This is a genomic window from uncultured Methanospirillum sp. (assembly GCF_963668415.2).
Classification (GTDB): domain Archaea; phylum Halobacteriota; class Methanomicrobia; order Methanomicrobiales; family Methanospirillaceae; genus Methanospirillum.
This window is the reverse complement of record NZ_CAXXDL010000001.1, coordinates 1,806,619-1,829,162: the sequence shown is the minus strand read 5'-3', so window position 1 is coordinate 1,829,162 and position 22,544 is coordinate 1,806,619. Positions and strand designations below refer to the sequence as shown.

Genomic DNA, 22,544 nt, shown 5'->3' with positions numbered 1-22,544 from the left:
GATTCATAGCAAATCCTATAAATTCAACATTACGAGGTTTGAAAAAGATATGAGTCGATATCTCTTTACAGCCATCCTATTTACCCTGTACATGTGTGCAGGCTGCATCTGTTTCGCCGAGACAAATGGTAACATGAATGTGTTCCCAACAGAGGAAAACACATTTAATCCGGGAGATGAGCCCCCATACACTCAGGTTCCAACTGATCAGCCTACCCTAGAGCCTACGATTACTGTTGAACCTATAAACATCGGAGGAGACAACGGTTTCTTATCAGTCGATTCTGATCCTCAAGGTGCTAATGTGTACCTTGATGACTCAAATCAGGGAGTAACCCCTGCCCTCATCAGACTTTACTCAACCGGGACACCATCACACAATCTCAGGGTATCAAAGAACGGATATCAGGACTGGACTGATCTAATATCGGAAAACCCCAAATCAGGGGAGACGATCTACCGGACTGTCAATCTTGTAAAGATTCAGCCAACCATCACAGTTGAACCAACCAGCATCGGAGGGGACTCGGGATTCTTCAAGATTGATTCAATTCCATCGGGTGCTGACGCATATGTTGACACTGATTATTATGGAGGTACACCTTTGCTGGTAAAGATCCCGACTACAGCCACTCCGTCTCACGACATACGCGTCACCATGAACGGATATCGTGATTATACAGAACATATCTCTACAAATCCAGGAAAAGAACAGATTTACCCAATACTGGCGACACTTGTACCCCTGACCCAGTATGGAGGTATTTATGTAAGTTCTGACCCAGCAGGAGCCCTGGCAACTCTTGACGGAGGAACCCAGTACCTGACTCCCTGCACATTTAATCAGGTAATATCAGGGATGCACACTGTCACGGTAAGTAAAGAGGGATATTATCAATATACAACCCAAGTCCAGGTGAACTTCAACGCCCAACCAAGAGTATTTGCCCCTCTTACAAAATATCAGAAAACTGGAACTTTGTTTGTTGATTCAGTCCCACAAGGTGCTGATATTAAGGTTGATAACATGTGGCAGGGTCAGACACCCCAGCAGGTGGGTAACCTTGAAAGCGGATATCATACAGTGAAACTGCAATTATCAGGATATCAGACAATCAGCCAGCAGGCCCTCATTACTGCAGGACAGCAGACAAGCATCAGACAATCCCTGGTAAAAACCCCGCCAGAGATCTCCACAGGATCGGTTGCAATTTCCAGCACTCCGCCAGGTGCTTCTGTCTCCCTAAATACTGATTACCAGGGAGTAACCCCGGTTTCAGGATCACTTGATCTAACAGATATCACACCAGGGGTGTACACAATTACACTCACTGCACCTCAACGCGAGACATATTCCTCAACCATCACGGTGATTGCCGGACAGGTGACTCCGGTACAGGTTGAACTGAAATCACCAAAAGTTCCTTCATCCCAGAACGGAACATTGAGCGTCAGTTCATCCCCTGCAGGAGCTCAGGTGCTCCTTGACAATCTCTATATTGGGATCACACCCCTGACTCTCTCCTCGGTGAAGCCTGCCCAATATGAATTGATCCTGAAGATGGAGCAGTACCAGAACAATGTCAACCAGGTCCGCATTGAGGGGGGTATGTCCACAACTGTATCAGTAAACATGACCCCTATACAAAAACCAACAACAACCCCGGTTCCTACCCAATCTCCGTTCCCAGCAGTTCTTGTGCCTATTAGTATGGGAACTGGAGCCCTGCTTTTCAGGCGCCTGCAGCAACTCTGACCATATCTTTCATTTTCCCAGAGCTCGTATTGGTTAAGTATGTTCAGACTCTCTCTCTTTCTCGTTCTGATCGGTATGGTCATCCTGCCGATCGTACTTGCAGAAGAGGAGGGGAACAGTACTGACGAGTATACAGTTCGCGAATATGCACTCATCTCATTCGACGACCCCATGACCCCGGAGGATCAGGTGAACAACACAACCACCATACCGGTCGTCGGTGAAAAGGCTGATAATCAGACCCGTCGTGGGGGTGAACTCTCTGCACGAAAGCTTTTCCAGTTAAAACAGGGTGCCCAGGGAGACTACCGGGTGTTGAGGAACCTCTCTGGTGACCCGAGCCTCGGGCTCTCCTCAACCGCTGCACAGAGTATTTCTATCCTCTGCAAACAATGTGTCCCCCAGAAATCTGGATATTATTAAAACAGCGTCCCAGACCAACTGCAGGCGGAATGGACCCTCTCATCATCTCAATCCACAACAATGTCGTACACGACATGTGATCTGCCAGGGGCATAGGATCTCACAAACCGTTTTTCCATTGATCTGCTCGGGATTCTTCTGAGTAGCGGGGTATCTTCATCCTCGTCTCCAACCAGGGCATAGAAGTGTATCGTTCCACCGGGCCTGCAGAGACGAGAGGCTGCAGGCAGGAATCTTTCAGCCATCAATGGCAGGTTCATGATCACCCGGTCAAACCGTCTGCCAAATACTTCAGGGAGATCAGCGGCATCGGCAAGAGTGGGAATGACATTTGAGACGCGATTACGGGAAATATTTCCGATGAGAAGGGAGACCGCATCAGGGTTGAGATCACATGCCCATACCATACCTGCTTTTTCGGCAAGCATGACTGCAAACGGGCCGACCCCTGCGAACATATCAAGCACCTCTTCGCCGTCGTGCATTATTGCTGTGATTCGCTGCCGTTCTGAAGCCAGCCGTGCCGAAAAGTACGCCTTTTCCAGATCGATCCTGAAGGTTCTTCCATACTCGGTATGAATGGTGGCTGTGGTCTCATCACCTGCCAGAACCCTGAATCTCTTGGTTCTGAACTCACCTTCAACTGCACTTTCTGCAAACAGAACGGTGTGAACAGAGGGACGATCGCCAAGAATTGCTGCAGCACCGGCAGGATCGTCTTCAGCAAGAATTGCAATTCCCCCGACCAGTTCGTGCCGTGGAAGAGGAGCACGCTGATACAGTTCTTCAAACTCGGCCATCATCGATCCTTCACGCTCGCTGATAACCGGGAAGAGAAGTTCATCACCATCAGGCCTAATTTTGAGGCTCTTATCCAGGGTACCCTCCTCAAGAAGAGCCCTTCTCACCGTTTCAGCCCCCTGACGGTTCACCCGCAGGCACCACTGCTGCTTCCCCATTCATCAGTTGTTATTGCACTTCGGGTACAAACAGGTATGCATGGATGATTACCTCCGCAGGATCCGGGACGGGTCTCTCAAACTCTATGCACTTGAGAAGGAACTCCCACCTGGTGAGGCGGTTGCTTTGCGACGACGTTTCGTTGAGGAAGAGACCGGCATTTCGCTCCCAAAGATCGGGGAGTATTCAATAGAACCCGATGTAGTGGTGAAGCGGAACTGCGAGAATATGATCGGGACCATTCAGGTTCCGGTCGGGGTCGCTGGGCCGGTTCACATATCAGGGGAGTTTGCAAACGGCCCATATTTCCTCCCGCTTGCAACGACGGAAGGTGCTCTTGTCGCTTCAGTGAACAGGGGATGCGGTCTCATCACGGCTGCAGGAGGTGCAGAGGTGAGAATTCTTTCAGATGGTATGACCCGTGCACCGGTCTTTGCAACTGACAGTGTTGCTCATGCACGGAGAGTTGTGGATTTCGTACAAACTCATGAGGATGAGATCAGAAAGGCTGCAGAAGCAACTACGCGGCATGGAAAGATGACTGATGTCCTGGTCACGACAGCCGGGACTTCAGTATTTGTCAGATTCTGCTTTACAACCGGGGATGCCATGGGTATGAACATGGTCACCATCGCAAGCGAAAAGGCGGCTGAAGTGATCAGCCAGCAGACCGGTGCACGACTGGTGGCTCTTTCAGGAAACTTCTGTACTGACAAGAAACCGGCAGCAGTGAATGTTGTTCTCGGAAGAGGAAAGACGGTTTCTGCCGGTGTAAAACTCACCGACGAACAGATAAAAACCATCCTCAAGACAAATGCCACTTCACTCCTTGAAGTGAATACACGCAAGAACCTGGTAGGTTCGGCCAGAGCAGGATCACTTGGATTCAATGCTCATGCTGCAAATATCATCGCAGCCATGTTCATCGCCTGCGGACAGGATCCTGCCCATGTCGTCGAAGGGTCACTCTGTATCACCACCATCGATCAGGCACCCGACGGAGTATATGTCTCGGTCACACTTCCGGCTCTTCCGGTTGGAACAGTTGGAGGAGGGACAGGAGTTGCAACCCAGGCAGAGTGTCTCAGGCTTCTCGGTGTTTCAGGAGGTGGGGATCCACCGGGTTCACACGCAAAGAAGCTGGCAGAGATCATCGCAGTGGGAGTGCTGGCAGGAGAACTCTCTCTCCTCGGAGCACAGGCAGCACAGCATCTTGCACGAGCTCATAAGGAACTGGGCAGGTAGCCTCAGCAACTTATTCAGGTTGTGCTCTCAACACTCTCCTGATGAAGAGCAGGCAGACCATGGGTCTTCAGATATTGAATATCGCATCAATCATCTCTCTTCTTTTTGTCATGCTGGCTTTCACACTGGCATATGCAGATGACATCCCGGGAGTTATCGGCCAGTACGACGACTGGGATTTTGAGAACACCCCGACTATGGGTATGGGTATCTTCCCGGTTATCACCCTTGAGCCAAAGGAAGAATCATCCCTCTCCATCGGACCGGCATCGGGGGTATCATCATCGAAGATCTGGGTTACTATCTCCCCGTTCATCTCAACATTGAGCGGGAAAGAGACAAATCTTATCGTCGGATACATGGGAAGCGCGCGGGCAGGTGCAACCCTCACTATTGCCGGAAAGGGATCAAGTGATTCAGATTACACTGATCTCGCAACTATCAGCCCGGACGAGAACGGCCTTTTTATCTGGGGTGTTCCGACAGCAGACAAGGATCTTACACTCTTCAGGGTTACTGCAAAAACAGGGACTGATCAGGCATACTCGAATGTGATCAGATTCAACTCATCAACGAGTAAAGATCCGGTCATAAATCCGGTTGTCACCCAGAGAATAACACCGGTGCAGACCGTGATCCCAATGGTTACCCGTTCATCCCCGGTCCCTGACCTGACCAGTCTGACGATCTCTGCCAGCACAACCACTCCTAAAGTCGGCGAAGAGGTTGTGATATCAGGCAGGCTTACCGATATGGATGGCAAGGGAATCAGTGGAGCAACAGTGACTATCGACGAGACCGGGTACCCGGGAGCATCCACAGGTGAACCGTTTGATACCACCCAGACTGGATCTGATGGAAGATTCAGGTTTACCCTCTCGGTAAAGTTTGCAAATATGGTGGGACTTGTTGCAAATTACGCAGGGGATGACAATCACCATGGATCAGAGAGCAACACTCTCACCTTCATGTCATATGCACAGTGAGGCTCATCCATTTTCCCACCATATGTTTTCTATCAACAGTGCAGACATCGGCACTGACTCTTTCAGATCACACTATTTCGGATGAAACAATCGGATCCTCCAATGTCTGATACCAGTCGTAATCAGAGAATGTGAATTCATGTGGAAATATATTAAATATCTATTTCAGGTAGAGATCCTTGTTCTTCTCTTCCTGATCGGACCGGTAGCGGCTCTGAACCCTGATGATATGGATCTCTCGGTAAAACCAGGCGATGACCTCTTCACCTACGCAAACGGAAACTGGATGGAACGAAACCCGGTTCCAGCAGATTTGAGTTGGTTTAGTTCAGTAACTGAGGTGCAACAGTCGGTTGACGACCGAGTCAAAACCATAATAGAGGATGCAGCGGAAAATCCAGGAAAAGACGGGTACGAGAAACCGCTCGTTGGTACGTTCTACACGACTGCACTTGACCAGGATCTCGCTGACCGTGTCGGAATGGAACCGCTCCGCCCTGAACTGAGCAAGATTGCATCGGCAGAAACCCGTGAGGATATCAGGAACCTGACAACGTACCTGATGAACTTCGGGATTGCACCCTTCTTCTCGTTTTACGCAGACGAGGATCCCGGCAACAGCAGCATGTTGATCGCCACGATAGAGCAGAGCGGGACATCCCTGCCGGACCGTGAGTACTACTTCAGGAATGATACAGAGAGTGAACGGGTCAGGGATGAGTTCAAAGGTCATATCTCACGGATGTTCGTGCTCAACAACGAATCTCCTGAACAGGCAGACATCGACGCAGCAACGGTGATGCGGATCGAGACCAGGCTTGCAAATGCATCAGCCCCTTCTCATGGATATGGAAAACCGGATCGCCGGTACTTCCCATGCCCTGTTCGTCGCCTGAACGAGGTGACGGACGGAATTGATTGGGATGGTCTTCTCACCGCAGTGAATCGGACTGACCTCTCGGTGATCGATATGTATCAGCCCCTGTATGTCCGTGAAGTTGGCAATGTTCTCAAGGATGAACCTGTTGAAGATCTCAAGAAGTTCCTGACCTTCAAGGTGCTTCAGTTCGCTGCCCCGTACAGCAGCCAGGCCTTCGAACAGGAGAACTTCAACTTTAACAGCAAGGTGCTCTCAGGGCAGGAACAGATGGAGCCGAGATGGAAGCGGGTGCTCGGTACCATGAACTCCGTGATGGGAGGCGTTATCGGTAAACTCTATGTGAAGGAGTACTTCACCCCTGAAGAAAAGGCCCACGTAAAGGAGATCGTGGAGAATCTCAAGACTACCCTAAGATCCAGGCTTGCAAATCTGACATGGATGGATCCTGAAACCCGGGAAAACGCCACCGAGAAACTTGACTCCATGGGGATCCAGATCGGGTACCCGGACCAGCCCGGGGATTACCGGAATCTTGAGGTAGGAAACAGTTCATACCTCGACAATGTCCTTAACATCACCTGTTACTACTACAGGGCAAGTCTGCAGATAGCAGATACCCCATCAAACCCTGATACATGGTACCTCTCACCGCACTCAGTGAACGCATACTACGACACCACCAGGAACAAGATCGTTCTTCCAGCAGGTGTCCTCCAGCCGCCTTTCTATGATCCATCGGTGGACGACGCAGAACATTACGGGGCAATCGGCTCCATCATTGGGCATGAACTGACGCATGGATTTGATTCACCACTGCGAAAGTTCGTGAAAGACGGGAATGAGACCATGCTCTGGAATGAGAATGACACTGTCCGGTATATGGAGGCAACTGCACCGCTGGTGGCACAGTTCGATCAGATGGAAACGCTCCCTGACCTGTACCTGAACGGGACCCGGACTCTTGCAGAGAACGCTGCTGATCTCGGAGGGATGGTCATAGCCTGGAACGCATGGCAGAATACCAGGACCGGGAATGAAACTGTCGGATCAGATATCAATTCATCCAATATTTCTGAGATGTATCACCCCTCTTCGGCGTTTACTGATGAACAGCGATTCTTCCTCGCCTATGCCCAGGCCTGGCGGGGCACCATTAGGGATGAAGAACTTCGTAATATGGTGCTGATAGAAGAGCATCCCTGGAACAAGTACAGGGTGAACGCAATTCCGTTTAATCTTGATGAGTTCTACGCGACATTCCCACAGATCAGTCAGGGAGATACATTATACCGGGACGAGACCGCACGGGCCAGGGTCTGGTAACCCTTCCCATTTTCTGAAAGAACCTGACGAACTTTTTTGGAATATTTTCCCGGATTGACCGGTTTAAACCCTGATATCCGATTGTAAGCGTTATGGATTGTCCTCCTCATCATCGAATAGAAAGAGTTCATCAATTGTGGTATCGAGTGCCTGTGAGATCTGACGGGCCAGCCGGAGCGATGGGTTGTACTTCCCTTTCTCAAGAAACACGATGGTCTCCCTCCTGACACCGACCCGGCCCGCGAGATCTGCCTGAGTATACCCGAAACGGGCACGAAACTCTTTCATCCGGGTATGCATTATCCCTCCCTAGTAGACATCGCCTTTCATGTTGAAGTACCACTGGAAGATCATGGCACTTACCGGCATCAGAATGATAAGCAACAGGCAGATTGTAGCACCATCAATCTGGATAACCTTCATTCCGGCAAGCCATCCGGTACAGACGATGGTCAGGTAGGTCAGATACCACGAGTAGGAGATTCCATAGGTTCCAATTCGCAGACTTCGTTCATCCTGTATTCCGATATCCTCCGCCCTCTCCTTCATTCTCACACCTAGGGTGATGATGATCAGTCCCGCCGCGATAAGCCCGGTCATCATCACGGGGGTGAGGGCAACGGCTCCGGTAAGAGCCTTCATCAGGGCAGCCAGGACACCGGAAACAATCAGAAGCAACCCGATACCTACCACACCATACTGAACAACTCTGCTTTTCCGGGTCTTGAGAGCGTAAATAACAAGCGTGATCGCAGAGATAACTCCGAGCCAGAGGAGAAGATCACCGGAGTGATCTCCACTGGAGAGTCTGGCCAGAGAATAGGTGATGATGACTGCTGCTACAAGGAGCCCGACCACGCCAAGAGTCTGACGATGCGAATGTCCAGACCGTAATGAGTTAAATATTTCTCGCATAATGTTAATTTGATCACACATAAGTTATATTTTTCTCACATATAACATAGGTCAATCTACTAGATATCACGAGAAAAATGAGGGAATATCGGCCTGTGAAACATCAGACATTTCAGGCAGATTAAAGCACTTTCCACTTGAGCAGAACAAATAAACCGACTGCAGAGAGACTGAGGGCAGTTCCCATGACAAAAAGGAACGCATGCGGAACTTCCTGAAAGGGGAGTGAAACATTCATACCGTAGATACTTGCGATCATTGTTGGGAGGGCAATAAGTATCGTCACGCTGGTGAGGAGTTTCATCACCACGTTGACATTGTTGTTGATGATCGAGGCAAATGTTCCGGTCATGCCGGTAAGGATGGAGGTATAGATATTTGCCATCTCAAGTGCCTGTTTATTCTCGATCACCATCTCTTCGTACAGATCATGCTCCTCGTCGGTCATATCAAGCACGCTCTGGTATGAGAACTTCTCAACCATCAGGGAGTTTGACCGGAGCGATGTGGTGAAGTAAACCAGACTCTTCTGAAGGTTAAACAGTCCGAGGAGCTGGTCGTTGGTGGTTGAACGGTGAAGATTGCGTTCAATGACCCCGGTCATCCGGTTGATCTCCTTGAGATACCGCAGGAACCGCAGTGCGGTACGGTAACAGAGCTGGAGAACAAACCGGGTCCGCTGTCTGGTATCGTGGTTTCTCACCCATCCGGACAGAAACTCTTCCATGACATCGACTTCAGTGAGAGTGACGGTTATGATGAGTTCCTGGGTGAGGATGATGCCTATTGGCAGGGTTATGTACGGGATTGCCGCTTCTTCCGGTTCCCGTCGTGCAGACCTGATAAGGATCAGGGTGTTACCCTCATCGACCTCGAACCGGGCCCGCTCATCAACATCAAGCGGGTCAGTAAGAAAGTCGATGGGCATGCCGAACTGGCCGACAAGGTAGGCAATCTCTTTCTCGGTCGGGTTGACAACCTTGACCCAGCATCCCGGCCTGAAGTCCTCTATCTCGGTGAGGCCATCGCTTGTGGTGATGTACTGGGTGATCATGAAAGTGCCTGTACTGAGATCTCCGGGATGGGGTTAATAGTCATCTCATACGTTCTTACCGGTCTTCTGGCGAGAAATGAGAATACAATTCCGAACACCGGATATCAGATCCAGTCCGCCAAATCCAGTTGTCTGAGGCGGGAGATCAGCTACGCAATAGGTTCATGAACCTTGAGAGTAAACAGTAACGCATTCGATGGTGGGATGTACGAAGGAGCGTGGGCTATCCGAGGTTATCGGGTTCCTGATGATAGTCTCACTGCTGACGATATTATTCTCAATGTACCTGCTCTATGTCGTTCCCATCCAGGGCCGGGATGCCGAGATATCCCATATGAAATATATTACCCAGGAGTTCATCGGGCTGAAAGCAGACATTGACGGGTTAATCATAAACAATAAAATTAACATGCCCATCGCGAGGTCATTCGAGCTCGGTACCCTTTCTTCTGTCGGAATGGGTTCCTTGAGCATCATGCCGGTAAACTCCTTTGTTGAAGCATCCGGTGTTTTGATGGTAAATGAGCAGAACGATTTTTTATCGGTGAATGTCAGTGGCGATATGGTAAACCTTTCTGATCTTCCTCCGATTAAACCAGCTCTTCCAGAATTACCACCAAAGGTTCTGGAGATCAAATGTAATGACCAGGGTGAGTGCCAGTCTACTCCAGGTCATTTCAATCTTTCAGAGAGGTTTTACAACATTACTGTAAAGAAGACATTTTTCCTCACCGACAACGGCAGAGTCACATACCCGGGAACTGCCCATTTTTATTTGAACAATACCACATCAAATCCACCATACAACGATTCAACAGTAATGTACCTGAAAGAAAGGAGTGATCTTGTACTTGAGATCTTCCAGAATTCAACACCTCATCCCGGTGGCTTCATCTCTGAAAAGACCTTAATTGAGAATATTACATTCGGAAAAAATTACACATATAATCTGTTCAAAGACAACGATATCATCCCTAACAACACATCCGATTATTACGAGATAAATACTGACGAATTTATCGAATCTGATGCATATTCCCCTCACACTGTTACAACCAAAGTTGAGAAATTCCCACCAAGAATCGGCTCATTTCAGTATGAATCAAATAACCGGTACTGGGTAAACCAGAATCTTTTGTATGAGATGGGGGGTCTCTTTCTTAATCAGCCTGCGGATGGTGGTTCATCAATCATGCTGATTCCATCAATAGCCTTAACCCCGGTTCAGAATGTGAGTCGTGATCCAAATCCGGAATACCCCTTACGAGTAAGCATCCATAATATCAGAATCACTGACACTGAAGACATCAGCGGGTCAGTAAGTGCCCAGATATTCTGTAAATTAGATAAGATAAACCAGAATATATTTAACAGTACTCAAACCGCTTCAGATTACGGATCTTCCCCAACGAGTGCATCACTATGGAAGATGAGAGAGGGTGAAACACAGAACGCCTATGCTATCTGGCTCCAGTTCATCCCTGATGATCCAAGGGTGACAAGTTCTTCAACAAGGACATCCCGGGTTCTCACTACTGAAGAAAAAGAACTGATGAGTGACACCGTGAAGATCTGGAAGCGGGGATTTGATCAGGTAAAGACGATCACTAACAAGACTCTTTCTGATAATTCCAGAAAAAACCCGGAGATTGGCGAGTACACAAACTGGTATTACTCTTTTTTTATGGAAACCAATTCCGGTAGTACTGACCCGATGTTTCCCCCGTATTCTGCAAATCTGGTCATTGGGAAGAATGCACCAAACATCAAGGATTCATGTCCATCAGAGACAACAACCACTGCTGAGGCATGTAAGAAAGAACTTTATGAATTTATGCTTGCAAAACCAGCTGACAAAAGCGACTGGTTTATTCTTGATTATATGGACTCTGAGGTGTCCCTGGTTATGCAGAGCGGAGCACTCTGATGCTACAGGACCAGGGTATTACAGAGATTATTGGCGCAATACTTCTTATCGGAATAATTGTTGGAGCTTTTGGAATTTTTGCAGCTTTTTACATCCCATCAGTCAAACCCACATCGATGCCTCATGCGAAATTGAGTATGGCATGCAATGAAACTCACAGTTCTGATACCAGTATTGAGTTTCCCTGCGTCAGAGCATCATTTGGCTGCCACCCGGGGAATAATAAAACCTGTGAGAAAGACTGTGAATGGAGAGATTATTCATCTGATTCTCAGTTATCTTCAGAACAACAGATGTCAGAGATTATGAGATGTAAGGAGAGTTGTATGGATCCCATATGCTCTGATCTGAAACGATGTGAAGATCTGTACATCTGTCACCTGGGAGGGGATGCCTTGAAAGTTGCTGACGTCGGAGTCCTGATAAATGGAAACCTGATTGAGACAAACTGGGAGATAAAAAAAATATCAGACGGTGATAAATTTGTCCCGATCGATCATTTGAGCTCGACTAAAAATTTAAGCACCGGGGATTCCTTACGCATCAGAAATTCATATAGTCCTGTTGATACGGTGCTGATAAGATATACACTGCCATCAGGAGGGGACATCACTCTCGCGCAGAATCAGTTCGGAACCGACATCACATAGAAAAGCCAGTATCACCCAATATTCGCTGAATTCAGGACGTAACACGGATATAAAATCATACATTTTATTTTATATCCCGAAGATTTCAGATGAAAATTTTATTTAAACGTACGTTAATGTATCCTTATTAATTAGGAACAAAATTCTCATCATTAGATCGTATTTAAAGAATATTATTATATACACTTCTTTTCTTACTCGAACACACATGAGAGGAGTAATATCTTCAATTAATACTTTTGTGCAAATTCCCTTTCTACACACTCAAAAGATATAAGATGTAATAAACGCATTCAGTCTTTGTCCAAAGGGGTATGAGATGAGGTATGAGTACGCTGTATCAGATATTATCGGGGCAGTCATTCTGATCGGCGTGGTTATGGGAGGAATGGGGTTGCTCGGAGTAATTCTGCTTTCAAATCCTCCACCAGATGAAACCCCCAAGGCATCAATCAGTTCGTATTGTGTACGATGTGATCTGAACGGAACTTACGAAGTTATCATGTACCATGGAGGCGGGCAGGCACTGGACAGAGACAAAATCCAGTTTTTTCGCCATAATCGTGATGGAAGTATAAACCCGATTACCCCATGGTGGGTGTATGACTCGACACCAGAGGATTGTATGTATGCAGATATCGGGGAGAGCAGTCATTCAACACGGGAGACATGGAGGTCATCTGACCAATGGAAAAGTGGAGACTCCTTGAGATTCAGGTTTGTCAGTTTGAGTGACCCGACTGGCATGGATATCAGATATTATCCCTACAAATCTTCGATGATAACGGCTGAATTCAAAGAAGATATCAGAAACAGTACCTGCGTAAAAGAGAACAAACCTGATGAATGTATGGATCCGACTGTGGAACTGGCACCGGTCCTGAAGAATGTAACACAATGCACATCCGGCTGTAACGGTTATGACTGTCGGGCCGTTTTCACATATAATTACAATGGTAGTTATATGTCGTACTCCTACAGTCCGAACAAACCATACAACTTTATTGAGGGGTCGGACAGCCATACCAATCTTACAAGTTTTACTACTTCAGGTGCGGGAAATGACATGATCTCTGTAAACTTCTCAAAAAGAGTCCGGTGGTGGCTTGGTAGATCAATTGATTCAGGAAATTGTGTGGTATCATAATGAAGGAAAAGGCAGTATCTGAGATTATCGGGACAATCATTCTGGTGTCGATAGTCCTTTTGGGAATAGGGATAGTCGCGGTTTTCATGACATCAACACCCCCACCTCAGGCAAAGTCAAAGTCGGTTTTGAGTTCATCATGTATTGACTGCGGGGAAGGGAAATTTGCAGTTGTCATCAGGCATGAAGGCGGGGATCCGATCAATCCGGCAGGCATGAAGTACTGGCTTGAGACACAGTATCCTGAAGGTAGCAAATATGAGAGACTCAAGGTCAATGCTTCCAAATTTTTCCCTGCAGAGGTCTACTCAGGATTAAGTCATAACGAACTCTGTTATTGGAGTTTTAATGAAACCGAATACGGATACAACAAGTCTGAAAAGATGATTAACGGGGATGTATCAGTTATCTCGTACATAATGAAAGATTCGTGATTTTCAGGTGATGAATTATGAACAAAAAACAAAACCAGATCAGATTAACTGGTATTTTTGTTCTTTTTCTGGTAATTATCGGAACTGTGGCAATTACATCAGCTGCTGACATTTACACAGGAAAAGGCAAACCTCAATCTGTGGATATCTATATCAACGATATCCCGTATGGAGCATCCCTCGGTGGGGAAGTCCAATCAGGTACCGGTACAAAGAGTGTTAACGATTTCAGGGCGATTGTCGATGATGAACAGCATCCGGACCCCTCGTATTATGTGGAGGCGTCTAATCCAAGTACAGAGGGCCCTACTCCGACACCAACTCCGATACCCGTTGCAACAACTGTGATTCCAATTGACAAAGGAGGAGTTGGATCTACCCTTTGTGTTACAGATAACACAAGTGAAATTATTGTTGATTTCGCGTTTTCTGATGCATGGTATAAGAGCGTGTACTCATTGTCCAGCCCAAATAATATCGCAATCGGAGACTCAAAATCTGCATACTCCGGGGGTACTACCCGCAAATCTCTAGGAAATTTTTCAATAGGCACAGAACTTAAATTTGCGGATGCAGTATATGACGGGAGCACGTACAAAGGAACCTATTACACAGGTTCAGCATCGAGAAACCCGGATGACTATGTCCATGCAGCGATTACGCTAAAAAATGAAACAGGAACGCACTTTAAATACCTGGTAAGTTTCGAAGATGCCTCTGGAGGAGGAGATAACGACTTCAACGATGTTGAATTTTACGTAAGTGGCGGTGTTTCAACTAAATGTTCCAGTACAGGTGGAGCTGGTTCACTTATCCCGGAGTCTGTGGATGTTTGTAAATGTAATAGTTCATACAATAAAGGTAATCAGAGGACTTGTATAGCATTATTTACCTACCGCAATGTTGCCGGGGTCCAGTATGAGATACCCATCAATGGCAAGAGCCTTCCATGGAATGAGTTCACCGGATCCGGAATGGTGGGGAAGAGCCGATGTCAGCCCGAATTGTTCTATGTTACTGAATCGAAGAACTCTCCATTCTGGACAACCAGATTCTGGAACAATATAAAATGGAAATTAGGGTATGACAAGAGTGTTCTGGTTAAATGTGATTCCGGTACCCGTGATTGCACGAGTGCTGAGATGCCAAATTGCACCAGTTGCACGGGATAAAAAACCCACAATTATCACCAATAATATCACTATTTTGAATTGAAGGGTTATCTCCAGATTAAACGGCATTATAGTTCTCAATAGGTCCAACTTGTGAAAATGCGGAGCATTTTCATGATTAATATACACAAACAATTATCAATCAAAAGACTAAACTAACAGTACCAGGCTCACCCATGGCAATTCAGGTCCTGTATGTAGACGATGAGATCCCTCACCTGATGTTAGCTCAAGAATATCTAGGCCACTCAGGGAAGGTCGAACTTACCTGTGTTAGTTCTGGGAGGGAAGCAATAGAAGCCCTCTCCAGGAACTCATATCAGGTCATCGTATCTGACTACCAGATGCAGGACATGGACGGGGTTGCCCTCCTGAAATATATCCGAAAAAATTTCGGTAACATTCCATTTCTTCTATTCACCGGGAAAGGAAAAGAAGAGGTCGTCATCGAGGCCCTTAACCACGGTGCTGACTATTATATCAGAAAAGGAAGCGATCCCTTCGAACAGTTCGCAATCCTTGAACAGCGAATCATCCAGGTTGCAGACAGGAAAGATGTACAGGAAGAACTGGCAGCGAGGGAGAAACTCTACCACTCTGTCCGCTCAGTCCAGAACGAGCTGATCGTTGATTTTTTGCCAGACCTTACCATAATCCGCTCAAACGAACCGTTCTCTATCCTCAACGGAGGGGCACCAACCGATATGATCGGCAGAAAATTTCTGTCAGATCTCTCCCCCGAAGACCAGGATGAACTCATTGGAGCAATTCACCTTCTCACCCCTGACTCAGCAGAGGTAGATCTTCAACAGACCCTTGCATCACCAGACGGAGGAAGCCTGACCTTCTCATGGCACATTGAAGGGGTCTTTTCATCAGAAGGACACCTTGTGAGTTGTAAAGCAACCGGCCGCGATATCAGCCAGGAGAGCGAGGCCCGGGCTGATGTAAAAGAGTACGAGGAGAGGTACCAGGAGAAGGCAACAGATCTCCCAAAGGACATGGGTGACTTTGACGAGAACGTTCCGCTCAATTTCATCATCGAGAACACCCGTCCTGCAGGTTCGTGGACGCTGCCTGATCTGATTAAGAATGCCCGCTCTTCAAAGATGCATGGCATCGCCTCTACAACAGGCCAGGACGGCCATCGTGCATTCCTGATATTTCTGAACGGCGAGCCGGACGGGGGGATCTATATCGACCGATCAGGAGTACTGTACGGTGATAAAAGCACTCTCTTCCTCAAGGACAGCCACCAGTTCACATTTTATCCGACTGCTCCTGAGATCGCCACCCGGTTCATCACTGGATGTCGCATCTATGATAAAAGCCACATCAGGGCTCCCAACGTTTATGCAATACCTGAGATTCCTTCAATCAGAAAAGGGATAGGCAATATAACCCTAGACCTTCACAGAGGCGGGAGACCGATACCCGGAATCCGCATCACCATCAAGAGCGGGGGAAAAATAGTCGGAAACGATATCACATCTGCCACCGGGCAGACCAGTTTTCAACTGCTCTATGGGGATTATACCGGTGTGGTCCTCACTGAAACCGGAGCCCTCCATAACTTTACTTTCAAGGTGAGTTCACCTGAATCATCCCATGTGGTAGAACTCGCCTGATCCTTACCAATCTAAATCCCAGGAAGATTGTCTCTGGATGGAGACGATACTGTTATCAGGATTTACAGATAGGTAATCGTACTGCTGTCGCCATCTATTTCAGGAGTTCTTTTCTATGAGACTCTATGCCCAAACCATTCTCATCATCGGGATAACCATACTCACAATCGCAGCAATCTTACTTGTTACGTTTGAACTTACCGTGATGGGAAGCCTTTCAGGGCTTGAACAGGAGTACGCATTAGAGGATCTTCACCGGGCAGAGAACTCAGTGTACGGAGAGGGAACCCGCCTTGCCGGGATATCCCAGGACTGGGGAGTCTGGGATGATACCTATAACTACATGATATCAGGGAACCCTGAATATATCTCCTCAAACTTTGCCATCTCAACACTGAGAGGTCTGAATCTCTACTCGATAGCTTTGTACAATCTCAACGGTACACTGGTTAGTGGGATATCGACCGCCCAGCATAACATCACGTCTGACCCGATGCCTGAAGACATGGTCATGCTCCTGCAGGAAAATCCTCTCCTTTCAGGATCACCTGATGGAATACATGGGATCATCATGGATGATCTGACTCCCCTCGTTGTATCCTCACATCCCATTCTGAACTCAGAGATGCAGGGGCCACCCCATGGGACAGTTGTCGTTGCCAGCCTTCTCGACAATGCCAGGATCTCAGAGTTATCACGCAACATTCTGCAAAATATTACAATTACCCCGGTTTCAGACAGATCTTCTGAATCCCTCGTACAGGATGTACCAGGGAACAATCAGATTGATAATTACCAGAGCATTATCACAGACATTTCAGGGCAGCCTGCTCTTTCCATCAAGATCACCGAGAGGCGGGATCTGAGTCGGAGCGGCATATATTCCAGGATTTTTTTGATCACTTCACTACTCATCCTGACAATTCTGTTCATGGGCCTTGCGTCTTGGCTCCTGAACCGGATTATCATCTCTCCACTTCAGGATCTGAACCGTGACCTCCTCACCATCGGAAATTCAGGCCTGCTTTCAGGAAGAATTCAGACCAGAAGGGATGACGAGATCGGGGATCTTGCCACCTCGATCAATACCATGATCGGTTCATTTGAACTGGCACAGAGGGAGAGGATCTCTTCTGAACACAGGCTTGCCCGCCTGGTTGAACTGGTAGAGGAGGGGATCTGTCTGATCGGGCCTGACAATCTGATCTGGTTCGCGAACCCTGCCCTTGCATCAATTTTTGAGACCACACCCCATGAACTCACCGGGAGATGCCCGGAAACCCTGTTCTCTCCACATGATCCAGAAGACCAGATTCAGGGTGATTGTGTCACGGGTATGAAGCCAGGACATCATGAACTCCATACCCGGACGAAAAGTGGCAGAGATATATGGATCAGAGTAACGCTGGCACCATACCCACTCGAAACCGGCAGAATGGGAGAACTCTGTGTAGTCACCGATATCTCCCAGTACCGGACAGCAGAGCACGAACTCCTCCTATCCAACAAGAAACTCTCTCTCCTTGGGAGTATGACCAGGCACGACATTGTAAACCAGCTCACCACAATCAGAGGGATGCTCGGGCTCATCAGGCGTAAAAACGCAGACACCTCCCTAACCCAACTGATCAGCAGTGCTGAAGATGCCGCCGAGAAGATAAACAAGCACATCGAGTTCTCAAAAGAGTACCAGAAGGCAGGTATTGAAAAGCCTCGGTGGCAGGATCTCAGGACAGTCTGGAATCTTGCCTATGCCATGTCCAGGCGTAAGGGACTTACGTTCACAGTCAACGGGGAGAATTATGAGATCTATGCAGACCAGCTCCTTCAGAAGGTCTTCTACAACCTCATTGAAAACAGCCTGAAACATGGAAAAAATGTCTTTTATATTACGATTTCCACGCAGAGGGAGGGGACAGACCTTCTCATCATCTATAGCGATGACGGGGGCGGTATCCCGGACACTATGAAAGACCGGATCTTTGAACGGGGTGTTGGAGCAGGAACCGGATGGGGGCTTTTTTTTGCGAAAGAGGTGCTCAGTCTCACAGGAATGGATATCAGAGAGTCGGGAACATTTGGCATTGGTGCTGAGTTTGTCATCACGGTCCCTGAAGAGGTTTTCAGGCCTGTGCCTGGGTATGTATCAGACAGCAACCCTGAAGACGATCCAGGCAATGAGGAGCATGATAACTGAATACTTAAGCCCTGCAGTCACTCGTCCTTCACCCATTACGCCGGCAACAAGCCCTGAAAAAAAACCCTGGAACATGGCACCGTGTGAGAAGATCCTGATATAGAGAGCGAGGTCAAAACCCCCGAGGCTGAACCCGGGTGCTGATGATGCACCGGTGGTTGTCCCGAGATCTGCCATGGTCTTCAGGAACGAAGAGACCAGAATCAGCATCACGAAGAGGAATACACCAAACGAGGCAAGCACGATGATCACATAGATGAACATGTCGTTGCGTCGGTCCGTGTTCTGTGTCACATACTCAAACGAGTCCTTTGCTGCTGCCCTGAGCACCTCAACGATATCACCACCGGCCTCACTTGCCCTGGCAATCAGATCAACACTTCTTCGGACCAGCGGGATCGGAATCTCTTCTCCCATCGCGCGGACAGCCTCGATGAACGGAAAATTCCAGGATATCCGCTGGTCCATCTGCCTGATATGGGGAGTAAGTGCCCCATACTCACTCATCGAGACGAGATGGACCGCACCCTGAAGGGTCATCCCACTCTCATGCATTCCCGCAAGATCGCGGAAGAAGTTCGGGAGGGCCACCTCGATACTCCTGATTCGCCGTGACTCCTGCAGGTCAAGGATCACCAGGGGGATGAGTATAACCAGCAGCGTGATCACGATCACATCGTCGATAAAGGAATTCTTAAGCAGCGATCCAATCCCGTCCTTCTGGATTGCCATTGAGAAACCGATGATAAAGACGATGATACCCAGTGGTACTGACGCAAAAAGGATGTTGACAGGCTTCTCAGTGAGGGTCCGGAGCGGATGCTTGATGATTCGGAGGCTCCCCTTTGAATACTGCCGGTGGAGTTCTATCTTGTCAAGGATCTTCTTTGCAGCCTCCTCATCCGGGTTGAGTGAGGTCGCCTCCTTCTTTTTAAACCGGTCAAACACTCCCATCTCTACCACTCCGGCGTCATCGCATCGATCATGACCACAAACATTACACTCCCGAACGGGATGATCAGGTAGATAATGATATAGAGAAAGAACGGGGTTCCTTCTCCTGAAAGAATCGACATCACAGACTGGATCAGAATCAGGAAGAGAGTTCCTGCTACAAGGGCGGTTACATAACTTTCAGAGACCAGGGCAAGAGTATCAAGGAACTGCTTCTGGGTCTGCCTGTTCTCGTATGTATACTGCTCTGCCTTTGTCTTGAAGTACTCAGAGATGTTGGAGCCCGAAGCCACACTTCCGATCGCTCCCTGCATGAACTCCCGCATCCTCTGGCTCGGGGTCGCCATCGAGACAGTTTTGAGTGCCTCGATGAGGTCTTTTCCAAACACATCGATCTCAAGGGAGACATACCTCGCCTCAACAGAAGACTCACCATAGATCGTGGAACTTCCCAGTTGCCTGAAGACCTCTGCTGGTGGAATCCCGGCAGTAGACATCGCTGCGAGGTAGTTGATTGCGTACGGCAGGCTTGACTCGATGTCCCTCCGCCGTGACCCGGCCACAACTGACGGATAGATGAGGTAGATCAGATATGTGAACCCGCCAAAGGTGATGAACGAGACGACTCCTGCAATTATTGTACCTGCTACCAGGGAATAGACCGAAAACTGGTTTATGCCGGAGGCTATGTCCTGCGGAATATTTCCTTTGAACGTAATTAGGGCAGGAACATTGAGCAGGTATACAATCAGTGCAACGAGGATAGAGCCGACAACCCCGACAATAGCAGAGGTTATGATTGCTGTTGCGAGATATGCCTCAAATGTTATCCCCATCCTGGCAGAACGGAGATTTGCGATCAGATCAAAATACTTGTCACGCCTGGCAAGCATCCTGCTCCCGAGCAGGTTGAAGCAGAACCGTTCATACGAGTTCATTGGCACCGGACCGGATCTGTTCCATCAGTCCCTCAGAGTCCCTGAAGTACGAGACCACGATGTTGCTCACCTCACGGTAATCACGGATCTCATGCAGACGCATCCATTCGAGAACCTCCTGACGCTGCATCAGATCCCGGCTGATCCGTTCTTCATCCCACCCATGCGCCTCCATAATCTCTTCCAGGATATATGATTTTCCTGAGTAAGTGATCTCATCTGTCGCCTGGCGCCAGCGGAAGACCTCGTTTGTGATCAGTTCGTTGGTTCTGGGGTCAATGTCCAGGATCTCAATGATCTGTTTATTACGCCTGATCCGCTGGCCACCGACCCGGGCCTGGACCTGCACACAGATCAGGTCCAGAGCAGAGAGCATGTTCCTGGGCACAGATATCGGGGGGTTCTCAAGACGGTGAACTGCACTCGCAACAGAATCAGCGTGCATCGTCGAGTAGGTGACATGCCCGGTGCTCATCGCCTGGAAGAGAGTGAGGGCTTCTTTGCCACGGACCTCACCGACAATCAGGTACTCGGGACGCTGACGGAGAGCAGCCTTGAGGAGTTCATACATGTCGATCTCCCCTTTCCCGGCGATATCAAACGACTCCCTGGTAACACTCGGAATCCAGTTCGCATGGGGGAGTTTGAGTTCACGGGTATCTTCAAGGGTGACGATCTTCGCAAGTGGAGGGATAAAAAGAGAGATCGCGTTGAGAGAAGTTGTCTTTCCGGATGCGGTCCCGCCTGCAAAGATGCATGACTTCCCGTTCTCGACCGCGAGCCAGAGAAAAGCTATCGAGAGCGGGGAGAAGGTACCCCACTCCACAAGGTCGGTCGGGGTGATGGGGACTTCCTTGAACTTACGGATGGTAAACGTAGAGCCGTGTGCAGTGACCTCCGTACCGAGTGTCATCTGGATACGCGAACCATCTGACATCGTGGCATCGAGCATCGGTTCAGCAACAGATATGTGCTTTCCCGCCCGTTGTGCAAGTTTTGTGACAAATGAATCGAGATCACCGGGATCAAGGTATTTCAGATTTGTCTCCATTGACTCGTACTTCGAGTGGTATACAAACAGAAAACGCTCGACCCCATCGCAGGAGATATCCTCTATCAGCGGGTCGTGCATGATCGCATCCACCATCCCGTTGCCAAGGAAGTCCTTGTGCAACTGATAGTGGATCTTTGCATACGTCCTTGGGTCAAGGTGAATTGCGTAGTCTGCAAAGACTTCGTTCATCATCTCTTCAAGAAGATCTGCTGCAATCTCACGGGAGATCTGCCGGGTGTTCACGTTTACCCGTTCAAAGATTCCTTTCTTCAGTTCATCAAGCAGTTTCTTCTCTGAATCTGTGTACAGGGGCTCGACAACCTCGTAGAGATACTCATGATTCGGGTAGTTGTAGGTTATCCTGATGTATGCAAATGGAGGATTGACCGGATAGACCTCTATCTCCTCTACACCCTGAGGTGGAACGAAGGTCAGATCAACCACAGCCCCGTGGATATCGGGGTTGTATACATCTCTCTGCTTCTGGGGCTTGATCGCTGTAAATTTACTGAGGAATCCGGTTTTTTTGGGTTTATCCTTATCAGTACCAGGTAAGCTAGACAGATCTTCCCCCTTCTCCCCGGCCTCTTCAGCTGCTTTTGGTTTTTTCAGACCAGGAAACTTCCTGATACCTGACTTCACTGGTTCAGGTGGAATCTGAGGTGCTGCATCTGCCTGCCCGGATACAGATCCGGTTTTTTTGAGGCGGGAGATGATCTGAGGCTTCTTGACAGAAATTTCGCCCTGACCAGAGGATGTATCCTGGCTCTGGCTCTCTCTGCCAGACGCCGCTTTCCCTTTGCCAATCTTGATCTTCAGCGCCATCTATCTGCCCAAACTGTGGGCCTGGCCTTTTCACACCGGCTATGAACCGGCTGTATTCACATATATACTGAAAAGA

19 protein-coding genes are annotated in these 22,544 nt (G+C 48.4%); 12 read left to right on the top strand and 7 right to left on the bottom strand.

From position 1 onward, the window contains the following. Window positions 1-49: 49 nt before the first annotated feature. Window positions 50-1,756: a PEGA domain-containing protein gene (locus tag ACHZA2_RS08550; protein WP_319579356.1), complete on the top strand. Its 1,707-nt coding sequence runs from the start codon at window positions 50-52 to the stop codon at window positions 1,754-1,756. 39 nt (window positions 1,757-1,795) lie between these two features. Beyond that, the gene (locus ACHZA2_RS08545) at window positions 1,796-2,179 is read left to right on the top strand and encodes a hypothetical protein (RefSeq protein ID WP_319539208.1); all 384 of its coding nucleotides are present in this window, start codon (window positions 1,796-1,798) and stop codon (window positions 2,177-2,179) included. A 47-nt stretch (window positions 2,180-2,226) separates the two neighbouring features. Here the strand turns inward: ACHZA2_RS08545 and ACHZA2_RS08540 are convergent, their stop codons facing one another. Beyond that, complete coding sequence (locus ACHZA2_RS08540) at window positions 2,227-3,138, bottom strand: class I SAM-dependent methyltransferase family protein (RefSeq protein ID WP_319579355.1); 912 nt, start codon at window positions 3,136-3,138, stop codon at window positions 2,227-2,229. A 40-nt stretch (window positions 3,139-3,178) separates the two neighbouring features. Between ACHZA2_RS08540 and hmgA the strand changes: the two genes are divergently transcribed. The 3 genes from hmgA (at window position 3,179) to ACHZA2_RS08525 (ending at window position 7,573) form a co-directional block, all read left to right on the top strand. Then, window positions 3,179-4,384: a hydroxymethylglutaryl-CoA reductase (NADPH) gene (hmgA, locus tag ACHZA2_RS08535; protein WP_319579354.1), complete on the top strand. Its 1,206-nt coding sequence runs from the start codon at window positions 3,179-3,181 to the stop codon at window positions 4,382-4,384. A 41-nt stretch (window positions 4,385-4,425) separates the two neighbouring features. Further along, window positions 4,426-5,370 (top strand): hypothetical protein, encoded by a 945-nt coding sequence (locus ACHZA2_RS08530; RefSeq protein WP_319579353.1) that lies wholly within the window; start codon window positions 4,426-4,428, stop codon window positions 5,368-5,370. Between the two features lie 139 nt (window positions 5,371-5,509). Beyond that, complete coding sequence (locus tag ACHZA2_RS08525; RefSeq protein WP_319579352.1) at window positions 5,510-7,573, top strand: M13 family metallopeptidase; 2,064 nt, start codon at window positions 5,510-5,512, stop codon at window positions 7,571-7,573. A gap of 90 nt (window positions 7,574-7,663) precedes the next feature. On the opposite strand, the gene ACHZA2_RS08520 is transcribed toward ACHZA2_RS08525, so the two are convergent. From ACHZA2_RS08520 to ACHZA2_RS08510, 3 genes are all read right to left on the bottom strand, one after another. Continuing rightward, entirely contained in the window at window positions 7,664-7,873 is a 210-nt protein-coding gene (locus tag ACHZA2_RS08520; protein WP_319539213.1) for a helix-turn-helix transcriptional regulator, read from the bottom strand. 9 nt (window positions 7,874-7,882) lie between these two features. Then, window positions 7,883-8,488: a hypothetical protein gene (locus tag ACHZA2_RS08515; protein ID WP_319579351.1), complete on the bottom strand. Its 606-nt coding sequence runs from the start codon at window positions 8,486-8,488 to the stop codon at window positions 7,883-7,885. A 121-nt stretch (window positions 8,489-8,609) separates the two neighbouring features. Beyond that, window positions 8,610-9,542, bottom strand: a complete 933-nt coding sequence (locus ACHZA2_RS08510) for a magnesium transporter CorA family protein (protein ID WP_319539215.1) — start codon at window positions 9,540-9,542, stop codon at window positions 8,610-8,612. Between the two features lie 196 nt (window positions 9,543-9,738). On the opposite strand from ACHZA2_RS08510, the gene ACHZA2_RS08505 reads away from it, so the two are divergent. The 7 genes from ACHZA2_RS08505 (at window position 9,739) to ACHZA2_RS08475 (ending at window position 18,697) form a co-directional block, all read left to right on the top strand. Beyond that, window positions 9,739-11,469, top strand: a complete 1,731-nt coding sequence (locus ACHZA2_RS08505; protein ID WP_394698530.1) for a hypothetical protein — start codon at window positions 9,739-9,741, stop codon at window positions 11,467-11,469. Beyond that, complete coding sequence (locus ACHZA2_RS08500; protein ID WP_319579349.1) at window positions 11,469-12,119, top strand: type IV pilin; 651 nt, start codon at window positions 11,469-11,471, stop codon at window positions 12,117-12,119. Before ACHZA2_RS08505 ends, ACHZA2_RS08500 begins: the two co-directional genes overlap by 1 nt. A gap of 319 nt (window positions 12,120-12,438) precedes the next feature. Then, window positions 12,439-13,266 carry a type IV pilin N-terminal domain-containing protein gene (locus tag ACHZA2_RS08495; protein ID WP_319539218.1) on the top strand — a complete coding sequence of 276 codons (828 nt, stop codon included), beginning with the start codon at window positions 12,439-12,441 and terminating at the stop codon, window positions 13,264-13,266. Continuing rightward, the gene (locus ACHZA2_RS08490) at window positions 13,266-13,700 is read left to right on the top strand and encodes a type IV pilin N-terminal domain-containing protein (protein ID WP_319539219.1); all 435 of its coding nucleotides are present in this window, start codon (window positions 13,266-13,268) and stop codon (window positions 13,698-13,700) included. The genes ACHZA2_RS08495 and ACHZA2_RS08490 overlap by 1 nt, the downstream gene beginning before the upstream one ends. 17 nt (window positions 13,701-13,717) lie before the next feature. Beyond that, on the top strand, window positions 13,718-14,872 hold the full coding sequence (locus ACHZA2_RS08485) for a DUF4114 domain-containing protein (RefSeq protein WP_319579348.1): 1,155 nt from the start codon (window positions 13,718-13,720) through the stop codon (window positions 14,870-14,872). Between the two features lie 176 nt (window positions 14,873-15,048). Continuing rightward, a complete protein-coding gene (locus ACHZA2_RS08480) occupies window positions 15,049-16,500 on the top strand; it encodes a response regulator (protein WP_319579347.1) in 1,452 nt (483 codons plus the stop codon). A gap of 115 nt (window positions 16,501-16,615) precedes the next feature. Continuing rightward, window positions 16,616-18,697 carry a CHASE4 domain-containing protein gene (locus tag ACHZA2_RS08475; protein WP_319579346.1) on the top strand — a complete coding sequence of 694 codons (2,082 nt, stop codon included), beginning with the start codon at window positions 16,616-16,618 and terminating at the stop codon, window positions 18,695-18,697. On the opposite strand, the gene ACHZA2_RS08470 is transcribed toward ACHZA2_RS08475, so the two are convergent. The 3 genes from ACHZA2_RS08470 to ACHZA2_RS08460 are packed head-to-tail and all read right to left on the bottom strand — an operon-like array spanning window position 18,647 to window position 22,468. Next, window positions 18,647-19,651, bottom strand: coding sequence for a type II secretion system F family protein (locus ACHZA2_RS08470; protein WP_319539223.1), 1,005 nt, complete (start codon window positions 19,649-19,651; stop codon window positions 18,647-18,649). The genes ACHZA2_RS08475 and ACHZA2_RS08470 overlap by 51 nt on opposite strands. 2 nt (window positions 19,652-19,653) lie before the next feature. Continuing rightward, on the bottom strand, window positions 19,654-20,589 hold the full coding sequence (locus tag ACHZA2_RS08465; protein ID WP_319540915.1) for a type II secretion system F family protein: 936 nt from the start codon (window positions 20,587-20,589) through the stop codon (window positions 19,654-19,656). After that, window positions 20,576-22,468, bottom strand: coding sequence for a type II/IV secretion system ATPase subunit (locus tag ACHZA2_RS08460; RefSeq protein WP_319579345.1), 1,893 nt, complete (start codon window positions 22,466-22,468; stop codon window positions 20,576-20,578). Before ACHZA2_RS08460 ends, ACHZA2_RS08465 begins: the two co-directional genes overlap by 14 nt. Between the last annotated feature and the right edge of the window lie 76 nt (window positions 22,469-22,544).

Bases quoted from the DNA above. Each gene is read 5' to 3' on its own strand.
- ACHZA2_RS08550 (WP_319579356.1), top strand. From the start codon at position 50: ATGAGTCGATATCTCTTTACAGCCATCCTATTTACCCTGTACATGTGT.
- ACHZA2_RS08545 (WP_319539208.1), top strand. From the start codon at position 1,796: ATGTTCAGACTCTCTCTCTTTCTCGTTCTGATCGGTATGGTCATCCTG.
- ACHZA2_RS08540 (WP_319579355.1), bottom strand. From the start codon at position 3,138: ATGGGGAAGCAGCAGTGGTGCCTGCGGGTGAACCGTCAGGGGGCTGAA.
- hmgA (WP_319579354.1), top strand. From the start codon at position 3,179: ATGGATGATTACCTCCGCAGGATCCGGGACGGGTCTCTCAAACTCTAT.
- ACHZA2_RS08530 (WP_319579353.1), top strand. From the start codon at position 4,426: ATGAAGAGCAGGCAGACCATGGGTCTTCAGATATTGAATATCGCATCA.
- ACHZA2_RS08525 (WP_319579352.1), top strand. From the start codon at position 5,510: ATGTGGAAATATATTAAATATCTATTTCAGGTAGAGATCCTTGTTCTT.
- ACHZA2_RS08520 (WP_319539213.1), bottom strand. From the start codon at position 7,873: ATGCATACCCGGATGAAAGAGTTTCGTGCCCGTTTCGGGTATACTCAG.
- ACHZA2_RS08515 (WP_319579351.1), bottom strand. From the start codon at position 8,488: ATGCGAGAAATATTTAACTCATTACGGTCTGGACATTCGCATCGTCAG.
- ACHZA2_RS08510 (WP_319539215.1), bottom strand. From the start codon at position 9,542: ATGATCACCCAGTACATCACCACAAGCGATGGCCTCACCGAGATAGAG.
- ACHZA2_RS08505 (WP_394698530.1), top strand. From the start codon at position 9,739: ATGGTGGGATGTACGAAGGAGCGTGGGCTATCCGAGGTTATCGGGTTC.
- ACHZA2_RS08500 (WP_319579349.1), top strand. From the start codon at position 11,469: ATGCTACAGGACCAGGGTATTACAGAGATTATTGGCGCAATACTTCTT.
- ACHZA2_RS08495 (WP_319539218.1), top strand. From the start codon at position 12,439: ATGAGGTATGAGTACGCTGTATCAGATATTATCGGGGCAGTCATTCTG.
- ACHZA2_RS08490 (WP_319539219.1), top strand. From the start codon at position 13,266: ATGAAGGAAAAGGCAGTATCTGAGATTATCGGGACAATCATTCTGGTG.
- ACHZA2_RS08485 (WP_319579348.1), top strand. From the start codon at position 13,718: ATGAACAAAAAACAAAACCAGATCAGATTAACTGGTATTTTTGTTCTT.
- ACHZA2_RS08480 (WP_319579347.1), top strand. From the start codon at position 15,049: ATGGCAATTCAGGTCCTGTATGTAGACGATGAGATCCCTCACCTGATG.
- ACHZA2_RS08475 (WP_319579346.1), top strand. From the start codon at position 16,616: ATGAGACTCTATGCCCAAACCATTCTCATCATCGGGATAACCATACTC.
- ACHZA2_RS08470 (WP_319539223.1), bottom strand. From the start codon at position 19,651: ATGGGAGTGTTTGACCGGTTTAAAAAGAAGGAGGCGACCTCACTCAAC.
- ACHZA2_RS08465 (WP_319540915.1), bottom strand. From the start codon at position 20,589: ATGAACTCGTATGAACGGTTCTGCTTCAACCTGCTCGGGAGCAGGATG.
- ACHZA2_RS08460 (WP_319579345.1), bottom strand. From the start codon at position 22,468: ATGGCGCTGAAGATCAAGATTGGCAAAGGGAAAGCGGCGTCTGGCAGA.